Here is a 14,136-nt window from a genome sequence, read left to right as displayed (position 1 = left end):
AGCTTGTTGTAGAGGCCGATGCCCCGGCCCTCCTGGCGGAGGTAGAGCAGGACCCCGCCGCGGTCGGCGATGCGCTCGACCGCCTCGCGCAGCTGAGGGCCGCAGTCGCAGCGGGCCGAGCCGAAGACGTCGCCGGTCAGGCACTCGGAGTGCAGACGGACCAGGGGGACCTGGCCGGGTTCGCCGAGAACGACGGCTACGTGCTCCTGGCCGTCGGCAAGGCCGTGGAAGGTGACGAGTTCGGTGTCCACGCTGTAGCCGTCGTGGAAGCGCAGCGGTACCCGGACGCGGGCGCGCGGTGTGGCGGCAGGAGTGTCGGGCATGCGGGTCCCTCCGAAGGCGGGCAGTGCTTCAGATTTGAAGCAGCGGTACGGAGGGACCCTACCCATGTTTCAAAGTTAAAGCAATTGTTTTTCCTGCCGGTGCCGGTGCCGGTGCGCCTGCCGCGTGCCGTGGTGCCGCTCAGGAACAGGCGGGCGGCGGAGTGGAGGGCCCCGAACAGGACGAACGGCGCCGCCAGGGGACGTCCTCCGCCCCGGACTCGGCGTCGTCGCCCTGCAGGCCGCGCGCGACACCCGTGAAGATCGCCTCCAGTTGCCCCACCTGCTCCGGAGTGAGCCGGTCGAACAAGGTGGCGCGCACGGTCTCGACGTGTCCCGGCGCCGTACGCTCCAGCACGGCCATCCCCTCGTCCGTCAGCACGGCGATGCTGCTGCGCTTGTCCCAGCGGCAGTCCTCCCGGCGCACCAGCCCGTCCCGCTCGAGCCGGGTCACCGCATAGGTCAGCCGACTGCGCGTGATCTTCAGCGTCTCGGCGAGGTCGGTCATGCGCAGCCGCCGGTCGGGCGCGTCGGAGAGGTTGGCCAGCACGGAGTAGAACAGGTGCGGCATGCCGGCGTCCTGCTGGAGCTGTCGGTCGATCGCGTCCTCCAGGAGGTGCGTCGCGGCCAGGTACGCGCGCCAGGCGCGCTGCTCCTCGGGGCTGAGCCAGCGGGTCGTCATGCTGCCAGTGTAGGTTTGTTTCAATCTTGAACCAAGGATCACTTCGCAGGGAGACCGCGCCGATGTCGTACCCGTACGTGCTGCTGTCCGCCGCCGTCTCCCTCGACGGCCACCTGGACGACACCGGCCCCGACCGGCTGCTGCTGTCCAGCCCGGCCGACTTCGACCGGGTCGACGCGGTACGGGCCTCGGTCGACGCCATCCTGGTCGGCGCCGGCACGATCCGCGCCGACAACCCGCGGCTGCTGGTCAACTCCGCCGAGCGCCGCGCGGCCCGGGTCCGGGAGGGCAGGCCGGAGTACCCCTTGAAGGTCACCGTCACCGCCACCGGCGACCTCGACCCCGACGCCGCCTTCTGGCACACCGGCGGCGACAAGCTCGTCTACACGACCGACGAGGGTGCCGAGCCGGCCGGACGCCGCCTCGGCGGCACCGCCGACATCGTCCCGCTCGGCCCCGACCTCGACTGGCGGGCCCTGCTCACCCACCTGCACGACGTGCGCGGTGTGCGCCGGCTGATGGTCGAGGGCGGTGGCACGGTCCACACCCAGCTGCTCCAGCTGGGCCTCGCCGACGAGCTCCAGCTCGTCCTCGCGCCCCTCTTCGTCGGCGACCCGGCCGCCCCCCGCCTCTTCGGCTCCGGCGCCTACCAGGGCGGCCGGCTGCGCCTGACCGAGACCCGCCGCATCGAGGACGTGGTCCTCATGCGCTACGAGCCCACGGCCCCCGGCACCGGCCCGCTCCCCAGCGCCGCCGACCGGCACTGGCTGCGCACGGCCTGCGAGCTCGCCGCGCTGTGCCCGCCGTCGGAGACGGCGTTCAGCGTCGGCGCGGTGGTGGTCGCGGCGGACGGCAGCGAGCTGGCCCGAGGCCACTCGCGGGAGGGCGGCGACTTCGCGGTCCACGCTGAGGAGGCCGCGCTCGCCAAGGTCGACCCCGCGGATCCGCGGCTGACCGGCGCCACGGTCTACAGCAGCCTGGAGCCCTGTGCCCGGCGCGCTTCCCGGCCCGCGCCCTGCGCCGAGCTGATTCTGCGGGCGGGGGTGCGGCGGGTGGTCACGGCCTGGCGCGAGCCGGACACGTTCGTGGCCGGGGCCGACGGGACGGGGGTCCTGGCGCGGGGCGGCGCCGAGGTGGTCGTACTGCCCGAGCTGGAGGGACTCGCCAAGGCGCCGAACGGACATCTGCTGGGCTGAGCCCCGGAAAACACCCAGGGGCCGGAATCCAATGGATTCCGGCCCCTGGGCCTTCAGTAGCGGGGACAGGATTTGAACCTGCGACCTCTGGGTTATGAGCCCAGCGAGCTACCGAGCTGCTCCACCCCGCGTCGTTGTGACTCCAGTGTACGCCATGCGCAGGGCCGGATGCACATCGCTTTCCCGGGGGCGTCGTCCGGCGGGTCATCCGCTCGGGTCACCGAGGTCGCCCACCGTGTCCCCCACGGCCACGCTGGACGTACGTCGGACATGTGGGAGACAAGCGGTGCGCCCTGGTGAGGTGGACGAGAGCCAGTACGCCAGGGCGGGTGGCCGGCTGCCCGGCGACCGCGTGCCCGGCCCCGGCCTCGGCGAGGAGCCGGCGCCCGTACGGCGGGGCCGTCGCCCGACCCCGCGCTCGCTGGCCCGCGCGCTGCCCGCCCTGCTGATCGCCGGCGGCGTCCTGTACGGCCTGCTCAGCCCGAGGGAGTTCACCGCCGTTCCCTTCTTCACCGCGGCCCCGCTCATCGCCGCGCCCCTGTCCTCGCTGCGCACCACCGCCCTGACCGGTGCCGTGGCGGTGGCCGCCATGTACACCGTGCGGGCCCGGGGCGGCGAGCATCCGGTCGTGGGCACCGTCACGGACGTCGTCACCGTGGCCACGGTCGCGCTGCTGGCCGTGGCCATCAACCGCGTGGTCCGCCTCGGCGACCGGCGGCTCGCCTCCGCCCGGGAGATCGCCGAGGCCGCACAGCGGGCCCTGCTGCCCGAGCCGGACGAGCGGATCGGCGGTTTCGAGATCGCCGCCTGCTACGAGGCGGCCCGGCGCGACGCGTTCATCGGCGGCGACCTGTACGCCGTCCAGGACAGCCCGCACGGGGTGCGGCTGGTGGTCGGCGATGTGCGTGGCAAGGGCCTGGGCGCCGTCGCCGCCGTCGCGGTGGTGATCGGGGCGTTCCGGGAGGCGGCCGAGCAGGAGACCACGCTGGAGGCGGTCGCGCAGCGGCTGGAGCGGGCGCTGGCCCGCGAGGGCACCCGGCGGGAGGGCATCGACGCCTTCGAGGGGTTCACCACCGCCGTCCTCGCCGAACTCCCGCACGGCGACGGCGTCGTACGGATCGTCAACCGGGGCCATCCGCCGCCGCTGCTGCTGCCCGGCGACGGCAGCGTGGAGCTGCTCACCTCCCCCGAGCCCGCGCTGCCGCTCGGCATGGGCGACCTCGGGCTGTGGCCCGACCGCGCCCTGGAGCGGGACTTCCCGGGCGGGGCCACCCTGCTGCTCCACACCGACGGCCTGTCCGAGGCACGGGACGCCCACGGCCGGTTCTACGACCCCGAGCGGCGGCTCACCGGACGCGTCTTCCCCGGCCCGGGCGCCCTGCTCGACCGGCTCGCCGACGAGGTCCGGCGGCACTCCGGTGGCGGGATGGCGGACGACATGGCCCTGCTCGCCGTGCGGCGCCCTTGATCACCTGCACCGAGGGTGACCGGACGACCGCCCTCCGCATAACAGCTGAGTCACCATCAAAAACGCCGAGACTCCTGTACGTCGGTCAACTCGCCCGTTTTCCAGCATTCCTGCCCGGTAAATCCACCATCGAAAACGTTAATGATCAAGCCGAACGGCTTGGAAAGTGACTGTCAGGTCTATTAACGTTCGATAACGCAGCGCGGTCGTCCCAGCCGTCACAAGAGGCGGCTCCGTGCGCACGCGCCGAATCCCGCAAGGGAACCGGGGAACCACCACCTTGGGGTGAATCACGCGGACGCCGTCGTGAACTCGCAGAGTGCACGCCGTGTATACGCGCGTAGGAGACCTTCCTGCTCCGAACCCGTCAGCTAACCCGGTAGGCGGAGGAAGGAAAGGAGAACGCCCCAGTGGCGTCCAACCGGCCCGCCCCAGAAGCCCCGTTCGTGCCCGCGCCGACCGAGCCCGAGACCTTCGGCTACGGCGCCTACCGCGCCGAGGAGGGCCCCTGGGAGGAGTGGAATCCCACCGAGGACTCCCTCGCCCCGCTCCGCGGCCGGCACCGCGTCGCCAAGCAGCGCGGCGGCTTCGCGCGCAGCTCCACCGTCCTCGGCGTCGGCGTGATGGCCGCGGTCGGCGCGGGCGGCATGGCCAGCGCCAACACGGGCAAGCCGCCTGTCTCCATATCCCTCCCGGACCTGGACTCCGTCAGCCACCTCTTCGGCCACGAGTCCTCCGGCGCGTCCCGGACCACCGCCACCGGGCTCAGCAGGGCCGGGGTGACCACCGACAGCGGCGACAGCGGTGATGCCGGCGAGGCCCTGCGCAACCGGATCATGGCCCAGGCCGAGCAGCAGAAGGGCCAGGCCGCGAGCAAGGCCACCGCCGCCGCGCTCGCCGTGTCCGAGAAGCAGATCGCCGACGCGGCCGCCAAGGCGGAGAAGGACGCCGCCGCCAAGGCCGCGACCGCCAAGGAGAAGGCGGAGGCCGACGCCGAGAAGGCCGCCGAGGCCAAGCGCCTGGCCGAGCTGGCCAAGCAGTACCAGCTGCCCGTCGTCTCGTACACGATCACCGGCACCTTCGGCCAGCCCGGCGCGATGTGGTCCTCCGGCTACCACACCGGCCTCGACTTCGCCGCCCCCACCGGCACCCTCATCAAGGCCATCCACGGCGGCACGGTCACCCAGGCCGGCTGGGCCGGAGCCTACGGCTACCGCACCGTCATCACCCTGGACGACGGCACCGAGCTGTGGTTCTGCCACCAGTCCTCGATCAACGTCTCCGTCGGCCAGAAGGTCTCCACCGGCGAGGTCATCGGCCGGGTCGGCGCCACCGGCAACGTCACCGGCCCGCACCTGCACCTGGAGGTCCACCCGAACGGCCAGGCCACCGCCATCGACCCGGCGCCGTGGCTGCGCAGCAAGGGCCTCAACCCCTGAGCGTGTCATTCGCGTGAACTCGGCGCCGGCGGCGGAATGCGATCCTCCGCCGCCGGCGTTGAGTTGGAACATGACTTCTCTGCGCACACTCGGCTCCTCCGACCTCGAGGTCTTCCCGCTCTCCCTCGGCGGTAACGTCTTCGGCTGGACCGCCGACGAGGACACCTCCTTCGCCGTCCTCGACGCCTACGCGGCCGCCGGCGGCAACTTCATCGACACGGCCGACTCCTACTCCGCCTGGATCGAGGGCAACAAGGGCGGCGAGTCCGAGACGATCATCGGCAAGTGGGTCAAGGCCCGCGGCAACCGCGCCGACGTCGTCATCGCCACCAAGGTCAGCCAGCACCCCGAGTACCAGGGCCTGTCCGCGGCCAACATCAAGGCCGCCGCCGACGCCTCCCTGCGCCGCCTGGACACCGACTACATCGACCTCTACTACACCCACTTCGACAAGCCCGAAGTGCCGGTCGAGGAGATCATCGGAGCCCTGGACGAGCTGGTGAAGGCGGGCAAGGTCCGGCACATCGCCGCCTCCAACATCAGCCCCGAGCGCCTGCAGGCCTCGCTGGACTTCTCCGACCGCGAGGGCCTGGCCCGCTACGTCGCCCTGCAGCCCCACTACAACCTGGTCTCCCGTGACACCTACGAGGGCCCGCTGCAGGACCTGGCCGCCAAGGAGGGCCTGTCCGCCGTGCCCTACTTCTCCCTGGCCTCGGGCTTCCTGACCGGCAAGTACCGCCCTGGCGTCAAGGTCGACAGCGCCCGCGCCGGCTCGGCGGCGAAGTACGCGGACTCCGAGCGCGGCCAGAAGGTCCTGACGGCCCTGGACGAGGTCGCCACCGCGCACGACGCGCCGGTCGCCACCGTCGCCCTCGCCTGGCTGGCGGCCCAGCCGACGATCACCGCCCCGATCGCCTCGGCCCGCACGGTCGACCAGCTCCCGGCCCTGCTGGCGGTGGCCGACCTGAAGCTGACGCAGGAGGAGGTGGCGAGGCTGACGGAGGCGTCGGCCTAGGTGTGCGGTCCCGGCACGTGGGTGACACGCGTGCCGGGCGCTTGAACAGGTGAGGGCCTTCCGGGTTCGGTGTGGACCGCGGCATCTACGACCGATACGGGTTGTACAGGGGATACGGCACCGCCGGATACCTGTACACCGGCCCGTACGCCGTGGCCACAGGCGCGGCCACCCGCGCCCCGTACCCCAGGGCCGGCCGGGCCACCTCTCTCCGCTTCCACAGCTCGTCCAGCAGCTCCCGCTCCCGGACGACGAAGTCGGCCCCGGCCTTTCCCCTGCGCCCCCGGTGCCGCAGAAGCGCGAGCGAGGTGGCGTACGCCTCGTACTGCGCCACCGCCCGCGCCGCCGGGCGGCCGTGGTGGTGCCGGGCGTAGTCCCGGGCCGTCCGTCGTGCCCGCATCGAGCCGAGCGCGAACGGCTCGGCCGGCCCCAGCCACCCGGCCGGCACGTACGCCGGCAGCTCCTCGCGCACGGTGCGCAGCTCCCGCTGCCGCGTCCAGATCGCGAGCCAGGTCAGCAGCCCGAACATGGGCACCATGAAGCCGCCGTAGACGGCGAAGAAGCCCAACTCGCCGAAGGTGGAGGAGCCGTTCCAGAAGGCGTGCATGCTCATCGCGAGCAGCAGGCCGCAGAGCGGCAGCAGCACCCTGCGCACGCGCTGCCTGTCGGCGGAGAGCGCGGCCGCACCGAAGCCGAGGCCGGTGAGGGTGGTGAACAGGGGGTGCGCGAACGGGGACATCACGATGCGCACGAAGAAGGTGGCGGCGGTGACGGAGGCGATGCCGCTGCCGCCGCTGAGCTGGTCGGTCCCGAAGGCCGTACCGAGGTAGAGGATGTTCTCGGTGAACGCGAACCCGGTGGCGGTGATGCCCGCTATCACCATGCCGTCGACGATCCCGGTGAAGTCTCGTCTGCGGAAGAGGAAGACGAGCAGGACGGCGGCGGCCTTGGCGGATTCCTCGACGATGGGCGCTATGACGGTGGCGCCGAGGGTGTCGGCGCCGGCCGGATCGGCGGTGGCGGTGGCTATCCACTTGGTCGCGAAGCTGTTGGCGACGATGGCTATCAGCGCCGCCGCGCACGCCCCCCAGGCGAAGGCGAAGACCAGGTTCCGCCAGGGGCCCGGCTCCACGCGGTCCAGCCACCGGAAGGCGGCTATGAGCCAGGGCACGGGCAGCACGGCAAGGCCGAGCCCGACGAGGAACCCCTCGGTGCCGGTCTGCCGGCGCACCAGCGCGAGGATGACGAGACCGGACAGGGCCAGCAGTGTGATCAGTGCCCCGTACCGCACCCACCTGCGCTGCCACCAGTGCGGATGGTGGAGCAGCACGGGTCCGTGGGGGCCCGGGGGATACGTCGGAAACGGAGGACTGGTGGCCACGGCATCGACCCTAACGGTGACCGGACGAGGGGCTGGAGCGGTTTATCAGCCCTGATGCGGTTCGTGTGTTCGGTCCTGGTGCGGTACGCGACGGAACAGCAGATCGTTCACCACATGTCCCTTGTCCAGTCCCTGCCCCTCGAAACGGGTGAGCGGCCGGAACTCCGGGCGGGCGGCGAAACCGCCGTCCGCCTGCGTGTTCTCGAAGTCGGGGTGCGCGGTGAGCACCTCGAGCATCTGCTCGGCGTACGGCTCCCAGTCGGTCGCGCAGTGCACGAGCGCGCCGGGCCGCAGCCGGGTCGCGGCGAGCGAGAGGAACTCGGGCTGGATCAGCCGTCGCTTGTGATGCCGCTTCTTGGGCCACGGGTCCGGGAAGTACACACGCAGCCCGTCGAGCGAGTCGGGGGCGAGCATCTCCCTCAGCAGGATGATCGCGTCCCCGTTGCCCACCCGGACGTTGGACAGTCCGTTGCGGTCCGCGAGACCCAGCAGATTGCCCTGCCCCGGAGTGTGCACGTCGACGGCGAGGATGTTGGTGTCCTGGTCGGCCGCGGCCATCTGCGCGGTGGCCTCGCCCATCCCGAAGCCGATCTCCAGCACGACGGGCCTGTCGTTCCCGAACAGCTCACCGAGATCGATGACCCGGCCGCCGTCGATGTCGAGCCCCCACAGGGGCCACAGCCGCTGCAGTGCGTCCGCCTGCCCGGCGGTCACCCGGCTGCGCCGGGGCTGGAAACTCCGGATGCGCCGCTCGAAGTGCGACCCGGCGGGATCGGCCTTGGGCCCGTCCGGAAACCGCGGCTCCCCCTTGGCCCGGGTGTGCCGGACGGACGCGCCGGGAGTGTGGGGGGCCGGCGAGGGGGCTTCGGGGGCGTTGAGGGAATCAGACACAGTGCTTCTGATTTTACGGCGCCCTGCTGGGGCACCTTCCCAGCCGACCGAGACGGATGTGCGGGTGGGTAAACGGGGGACGCGGGCGGTGTCCCCTGGCAGGGGGTCTACAGCGCTCCGAGCATCGACAGCACCCGGCGCCCGACCTCCCGCCCGATCGGCAAGGACGCGGTCGCCGCGGGCGAGGGCGCGTTCAGCACATGCACGGCACGAGCCGCTTCCCTGATCAGGAAGTCGTCCACCAGCGTCCCGTCCCGCAGCACCGCCTGCGCCCGCACCCCGGCCGGGGCCCGCACCAGGTCGTCCGACTCCGCCCCGGGCAGCAACCTGCGCACCGCCTCCAGGAACGCCCCCTTCGACAGCGAGCGGTGCAGCTCACCCGCGCCGTATCTCCAGTGCCGCCGGGCGATCGCCCACGACCCCGGCCACGCCACCGTCCCGGCCAGCTCCCGCGGGCGTACGACCCCCCAGCCGTACCCCTCCCGGGCCAGGGCCGGCACCGCGTTGGGACCGATGTGCACGCCCCCGTCGATGCCCCGGGTCAGATGGACCCCGAGGAACGGGAACGCCGGATCCGGCACCGGATACACGAGCCCGCGCACCAGCTCCGGCCGCGCCAGCTCGTAGTACTCCCCGCGGAACGGCACGATCCGCACCTCGGGCTCGTCCCCGGTCAGCCGCGCCAGCTCGTCGCAGTACAGCCCGGCGCAGTTCACCAGCACGCGCCCGCGCACGACGTCGCCGGCCGCGGTGAGCACGGCCACGCCACGCTCCGGGCGCCGGTCGACCCGTACCACCCGGGCTCCGTAGCGGATCTCGGCACCGGAGGCACGCGCCAGCTGCCGGGCCACGCCGACGAAGTCGCACACGCCCGTCGTGCCGACGTGTATGGCGGCGAGCCCGCGCACCTCGGGTTCGTAGTCACCGATCTGGGCGGGCCCCAGCTCCCGTACCGGAATGCCGTTCTCCCGGCCTCGCTGCACGAGCGCGTGCAGCCGGGGCAGCTCCTCGCGCTCCGTGGCGACGATCAGCTTGCCGGTGACGGCGTGCGCGATGCCGTACTCGGCGCAGAACTTCACCATCTCCGCGGCGCCCCGCACCGCGTACCGCGCCTTGAGGGAGCCCGGCCGGTAGTAGATCCCGCTGTGGATCACCCCGCTGTTGCGCCCCGTCTGGTGCCGGGCCGGCCCCGGCTCCTTCTCCAGCACGGTGACCCGCGTGCCCGGTGCGGCCCGCGTGATCGCATACGCCGTGGACAGCCCGACGATCCCCCCACCGACCACGAGCACGTCACAGTCGTACGCCTCGACCGGCACCTGCACCACCTCCCGCTACCGATAGTGCACTGCGCCACTGACAACGCCTTCAAACGCGGGCGGTGTGGCTTGTCACGCCGGAGCCATCAGCAGCGGCCGGGCCCGCTCCCGCAGCTCCACCACCCGCGGCTCGTCCCCGTACGGCTCCAGCCGGTGCAGCAGGTCCTTCACGTACTCGGTGGTGCGGGCCGACGAGATCCGCCCGGCCACCTCCACGGCCCGCACCCCTTGCTCGCAGGCCGCGTCGAGATTGCCGGACTCCAGCTCGGCGACGGCCGAGACCACCAGGCGCAGCCCGTGCGACCGCACGAACTCCTCCGTCGGCTTCGACAACGCCTGCTCGGTGAACCGCCGCACCTGGCGGGGCGCCTTCAGGTCCCGGTAGCACTCGGCCGCGTCGGCGGCGAACCGGTCATAGCAATAAAAACCAAGCCAAGAAGGATCGTTGTCGCCCTCCCGGGATCGCTCGAGCCACCCCTCGGCGGCCTTCAGCGCCGCACCCGCCGCCTGCGCGTCCCCCGCACGCGCGTGTGCCCGCGCCTCCACCAGCCGGAAGAAACTCATCGTGCGGGCCGTCGCCAGCCCCCGGTTCCGCTCCAACGCGGCCTGCGCCAGATCGACGCCCTCGTCGCCGAATCCGCGGTAGGTCGCCTGGAGCGACATGGAGGCCAGCACGTAGCCGCCCAGCGGCACGTCGGCCGCCGCGCGGGCGAGCCGCAGCGCCTGGATGTAGTACCGCTGCGCGGCCTCCTGCTGGCCGGTGTCGAAGGCCATCCACCCGGCGAGCCGGGTGAGTTCGGCGGAGGCACCGAAGAGCGCGCGGCCCACTTCGTCGGAGTAGGAGCCGAGCAGCAGCGGCGCCGCCTCGACCCGCAGGCACTCCGGCACCATCGACGAACGCCAGTCGCCGCCCCCGTACTTGGAGTCCCACCGCCTGGCGTCCTCGGCGGCCTCCCGCAGCTTCTGCACATCGCTGTGGCCGACTTTGATCGGTGCGCCGGAACCCTCCGCGGAGCCCGCCTCCCGCGCGACCGAGCTGTCGGCGGGGGTTATCAGCCATCGTGAGGCGGGCGTCGCGTATGCGCTCACCGCGAACGATCCGGCGAGCGACTGCCAGATGCCGCCGGAGCCGGCCCGGCGCCCGGCGAGGTCGAGACGGTACAGCTCCGTCGCCGACCTCACCGCCTGTCCGACGTCTCTGGGGAAGGCGAGGCCCACTTCGGGCGCGGGATCCGCGTCCGCCAGGCCGATCTCGTGGAGCGGCACCGGGCGGCCGAGCTTCTGGCCGATGGCGGCCGCGATGAGGTGCGGAGCGGCGCCCTGCGGCACCATCCCCTTCGACACCCAGCGCGCCACGGAGGTCTTGTCGTAGCGAAGAGTCAACCCGCGTTGAGCGCCAAGGTCGTTGACGCGTCGCGCGAGTCCTGCGTTGCTGATTCCCGCGAGGGCGAGAACGGCGCCGAGCTTTTCGTTCGGCCCGCGTTGCTCCCTGGACATGCGCCACCCCTCGACACAGACGGCTGCCGCACTGGCATAACCACGCGGCATTCGTAAACCCAGCGTAGTTCGCCGCATCCCAAGCGTTAAGGGGCATTGTTCCGGATGGCGGGATTGTGGCCCGTACGGAAGTACGGTCCTGTACGCACCGTGCACGGCCGGTCGCCACGTGCCCCCGCCCGTGTGGCCGTGCGCCCGTCCGTGCGCTCTTCTCCGGCCAACGGGGGGAGCGGTTCCATGGCTCTTGCGTGGGTCGGCCCGCTGTACTGGATCCAGTGGGCTGGGGGACACCGCCACCTTCATCCCCGCGGGTGGCGGACCGGTCCGGGAGGCGATGCCCGCCTCCCGGACTGTGCGCGTGTTCGCGCCGCCCCACGTCGCGCAGGCCTGTACGGAGCGTGCTCGAATTCCGTGCGCTCCAGGATGTTTGGCTGAAAATCGCCCCCGACTGTCAGGGTTGATTGCCTCTCCCACCATGCAACTTGAGGGCGTGAAAGGCGACTTGGGGGAGCGCACAGGGGGCGCATTCGCGTCGTACTCATCGTGTACAACCGACGGTCGGCGCGTGCCGCGAACGTCGGCCTTCCTCGGCGGCCCCCGTCGTCCGCCGCCGGTTTCCCTCGATCGAAGCCGGTGCCGCCGCCCCTCCACACCGCGCCTTTCATGGCAGCATGAGGATCCGGTTCGTACGGTGCACTGTTGTCCACAGCCTGTGGAGGCGTCGATGCGGTGGTTGGTGGGGTGGAGCAGCACCGCCGCGGGCGTCGCCGGGATCGGGTCCGCGGGCGCCACCGGTTACGACGGTGAGACCCTGCACCCGGTCGGCTCCCAACTCCTGTGGGGCGACCCGGATCCGCTGTGGGCCGTCGGCGACTGGCGTCCGGACGAGGTGCGCGTGGTGAGGGCCGACGCCGACAACCGCATCGCCGTCCTCGGCATCTGCGGCGCCTCCGACGAGGAACTGCGGCGCGGCCTGTACACCGCGCGCGGGGGCGCACTGCGTCATCTGACGACCTGGCCCGGCAGCTACACGGCGGTCGTGCAGGTCGGCCGCCGCATCACCGTCTGCGGCGATCTCGCGGGCGCCCGCCCCGTCTTCCACACACCCTGGGCCGGTGGCACCGCCTACGCCACCGCCGCGCTGCCCCTCGCCGACCTCATCGAGGCCAACCTCGACTTCGGCCACCTGGCCGCCCTGCTCGCCGCACCGGACGTACCCGCCGCGCTGCGCGACACCACCCCGTACGACGGCGTACGGCGCGTTCCGCCGGGGCACGCGCTCGTCCTGCGCGCAGGGGCGCGCGAGATCGCCGGGTACGAGCCGGTCGCCTCCCTCGCGGTGGCCGCGCCCCCGGCCGACCCCGACCACGCCGTGGACGCCGTACGCGACGCCCTGGTGGAGGCGGTCCGCACCCGGCTGTCGGCACCCCGGCACGTGCCCGGCCTCGACCCGGGCCCGGTGCCCGGCATGGGCCCGGCCGAGCGGCGCGCCCGGCGCGGCATGCCCGTGCCCGGCATCGGCGCCGACCTCTCCGGCGGCCCCGCCTCGGGCACGCTGGCACTGCTGGCCGCCGGGTTGCCCGGCAGACCCGGCACACTCCTCGGCCACGGCACGGGCGCGGGCGAACGGCTCCTCGCCGTCACCTTCAACGACCTGGCCGTCGGCGGCCGCGAGGCCGAACTGGAGCGCGCCGGCGCCCTCGCCGCCAACCCCCGGCTGCATCACGTCGTGGTGACCGGCGCCGAGGAGACCCTGCCGTACGCCGACCTCGACGGCCCCCTCACCGACGAACCGGGGCCCTCGCTGATCACCGCCGCCCGGCACCGCGCCCGGCTCGCCGCCGGCAGCGCCGACCACTTCACCGGCCACGGCGCCCGCCAGGTCCTGGACGCCCATCCCGCGCGCCTCGCCGACCTCCTCATGGACCGCAAACGGCGCCATCTGGTCCGCCCGGTCGCCGCGCTCGCCAAGGCCGACGGCTCGGTGATGGTCCCCGCGCGCGTGTACGGCGCCGCCCGCCGCCTCGCCCGCCTGCCCTACCGGACCGGCATGGAGGTGCTGGCCGAGCGGCTGATGCGGCGCCGTTTCGACGAGCCGAAGGGAGCGGTCGGCGCGTCCCTCGCCGCGCTGACCTGGGCCAGACCCGGGCCGGCGGCCCGCTGGCTGACCGGCGAGGCGCTGGCCGAAGTATCGGTTCTGCTGCAGGCGGAGGCGGTCCGCTCCGGAACCGGCGCCCAGCGCCCCGGCGACTATCGCGCGCGTGCCGCCCTCGCCCGCCACGCCGCCGACCTGCGCGTTCTGGAACAGGCCGCCGAGATCCGCTCCCAGCGCCTGCACGCGCCGTTCCTCGACAACCAGGTCGTCCGCGCCTGCCGCGCCCTCCCCGAGGCCCTGCGCGTCCAGCCCGGCGCCCGCGCCGCCATCCTCCGTACGGTCCTGGAGGGCGCCGGCGTCACCGACCTCCCGCCCGGCTGGGGCGCCCCCTCCCACGCCTCCTCGGCGGCGGCGGCGCGCGCGGGCCTGCGGGTGTCGGCCGACCCCTTGCTGGACCTCTTCGCCACCCCCCTCCTGGCCGACGCCGGCCTGGTGGAGGCCCGCGTCATCCGCAAGGCCCTGCGCGCGGCGGCCGCCGGCGACCCCCTCCCCCTGGACGGCCTCGCCGACCTCGTCTCCCTCGAGCTCTGGCTCCACCGCCTCCTGTCCCGCCGGGGCACGTGCTGGACGGGAACACCGGCACGCGCGCGTGCGGTTCCCTCCGGCATCCAGCCGCGCAGGGGGGCCTTGGCCTCCGGCGCCTGAAGGCCGGGGGAGCCGTCCCCGCGCATCCGGGAGCTGCCGCCCCCAGGCCCACGCCGGGGTGCCCCGCGCCGTGCGCCGCCGCGGGCCCGTAGTGGCTGGACACGCGGTTCCCCGCGCCTCTGGGGGATCCG

General features: G+C 73.0%; 10 protein-coding genes, 1 tRNA gene, 1 pseudogene and 1 riboswitch. Of the genes and pseudogenes, 5 read left to right on the top strand and 7 right to left on the bottom strand.

What is annotated here, in order from left to right; genetic code table 11:
• Together AB0L59_RS41840 and AB0L59_RS41835 are read right to left on the bottom strand one after the other, a co-directional pair.
• A pseudogene (locus AB0L59_RS41840) lies at window positions 1-323 on the bottom strand (GTP cyclohydrolase); the annotation flags it as partial.
• A gap of 139 nt (window positions 324-462) precedes the next feature.
• Window positions 463-1,002 carry a MarR family transcriptional regulator gene (locus AB0L59_RS41835; RefSeq protein WP_365593348.1) on the bottom strand — a complete coding sequence of 180 codons (540 nt, stop codon included), beginning with the start codon at window positions 1,000-1,002 and terminating at the stop codon, window positions 463-465.
• 62 nt (window positions 1,003-1,064) lie between these two features.
• Here AB0L59_RS41835 and AB0L59_RS41830 point away from each other — a divergent pair, with 62 nt between their 5' ends.
• Window positions 1,065-2,198 carry a dihydrofolate reductase family protein gene (locus AB0L59_RS41830; RefSeq protein ID WP_365593345.1) on the top strand — a complete coding sequence of 378 codons (1,134 nt, stop codon included), beginning with the start codon at window positions 1,065-1,067 and terminating at the stop codon, window positions 2,196-2,198.
• A gap of 57 nt (window positions 2,199-2,255) precedes the next feature.
• Here the strand turns inward: AB0L59_RS41830 and AB0L59_RS41825 are convergent.
• Window positions 2,256-2,329: transfer RNA gene (locus AB0L59_RS41825), tRNA-Met, on the bottom strand.
• 155 nt (window positions 2,330-2,484) lie between these two features.
• Here AB0L59_RS41825 and AB0L59_RS41820 point away from each other — a divergent pair.
• The 3 genes from AB0L59_RS41820 (at window position 2,485) to AB0L59_RS41810 (ending at window position 6,120) form a co-directional block, all read left to right on the top strand.
• On the top strand, window positions 2,485-3,666 hold the full coding sequence (locus AB0L59_RS41820) for a PP2C family protein-serine/threonine phosphatase (RefSeq protein ID WP_365593342.1): 1,182 nt from the start codon (window positions 2,485-2,487) through the stop codon (window positions 3,664-3,666).
• Window positions 3,667-3,900: 234 nt separating this feature from the next.
• Window positions 3,901-4,069: riboswitch (cyclic di-AMP (ydaO/yuaA leader) on the top strand.
• A 7-nt stretch (window positions 4,070-4,076) separates the two neighbouring features.
• The gene (locus AB0L59_RS41815; RefSeq protein WP_365593340.1) at window positions 4,077-5,105 is read left to right on the top strand and encodes a M23 family metallopeptidase; all 1,029 of its coding nucleotides are present in this window, start codon (window positions 4,077-4,079) and stop codon (window positions 5,103-5,105) included.
• Window positions 5,106-5,175: 70 nt separating this feature from the next.
• Window positions 5,176-6,120 (top strand): aldo/keto reductase, encoded by a 945-nt coding sequence (locus AB0L59_RS41810; RefSeq protein WP_365593337.1) that lies wholly within the window; start codon window positions 5,176-5,178, stop codon window positions 6,118-6,120.
• A gap of 85 nt (window positions 6,121-6,205) precedes the next feature.
• Here the strand turns inward: AB0L59_RS41810 and AB0L59_RS41805 are convergent, their stop codons facing one another.
• The 4 genes from AB0L59_RS41805 to AB0L59_RS41790 all read right to left on the bottom strand — a co-directional run bounded on the left by AB0L59_RS41805 (window position 6,206) and on the right by AB0L59_RS41790 (window position 11,205).
• Window positions 6,206-7,501, bottom strand: a complete 1,296-nt coding sequence (locus AB0L59_RS41805; protein ID WP_365593335.1) for a PrsW family intramembrane metalloprotease — start codon at window positions 7,499-7,501, stop codon at window positions 6,206-6,208.
• 45 nt (window positions 7,502-7,546) lie between these two features.
• The gene (gene trmB / locus AB0L59_RS41800; RefSeq protein ID WP_365593332.1) at window positions 7,547-8,392 is read right to left on the bottom strand and encodes a tRNA (guanosine(46)-N7)-methyltransferase TrmB; all 846 of its coding nucleotides are present in this window, start codon (window positions 8,390-8,392) and stop codon (window positions 7,547-7,549) included.
• 107 nt (window positions 8,393-8,499) lie between these two features.
• On the bottom strand, window positions 8,500-9,717 hold the full coding sequence (gene lhgO / locus AB0L59_RS41795; protein WP_365593329.1) for an L-2-hydroxyglutarate oxidase: 1,218 nt from the start codon (window positions 9,715-9,717) through the stop codon (window positions 8,500-8,502).
• Window positions 9,718-9,780: 63 nt separating this feature from the next.
• Window positions 9,781-11,205: an MFS transporter gene (locus tag AB0L59_RS41790; protein WP_365593326.1), complete on the bottom strand. Its 1,425-nt coding sequence runs from the start codon at window positions 11,203-11,205 to the stop codon at window positions 9,781-9,783.
• Between the two features lie 724 nt (window positions 11,206-11,929).
• Between AB0L59_RS41790 and AB0L59_RS41785 the strand changes: the two genes are divergently transcribed.
• Window positions 11,930-14,005 carry an asparagine synthase-related protein gene (locus AB0L59_RS41785; RefSeq protein WP_365593324.1) on the top strand — a complete coding sequence of 692 codons (2,076 nt, stop codon included), beginning with the start codon at window positions 11,930-11,932 and terminating at the stop codon, window positions 14,003-14,005.
• Window positions 14,006-14,136: the final 131 nt, after the last annotated feature.

The organism is Streptomyces sp. NPDC052109, assembly GCF_040680195.1.
Lineage (GTDB): Bacteria > Actinomycetota > Actinomycetes > Streptomycetales > Streptomycetaceae > Streptomyces.
Note: the sequence above shows the minus strand (reverse complement) of the source record. Positions and strands in the feature narration are given on the sequence as shown.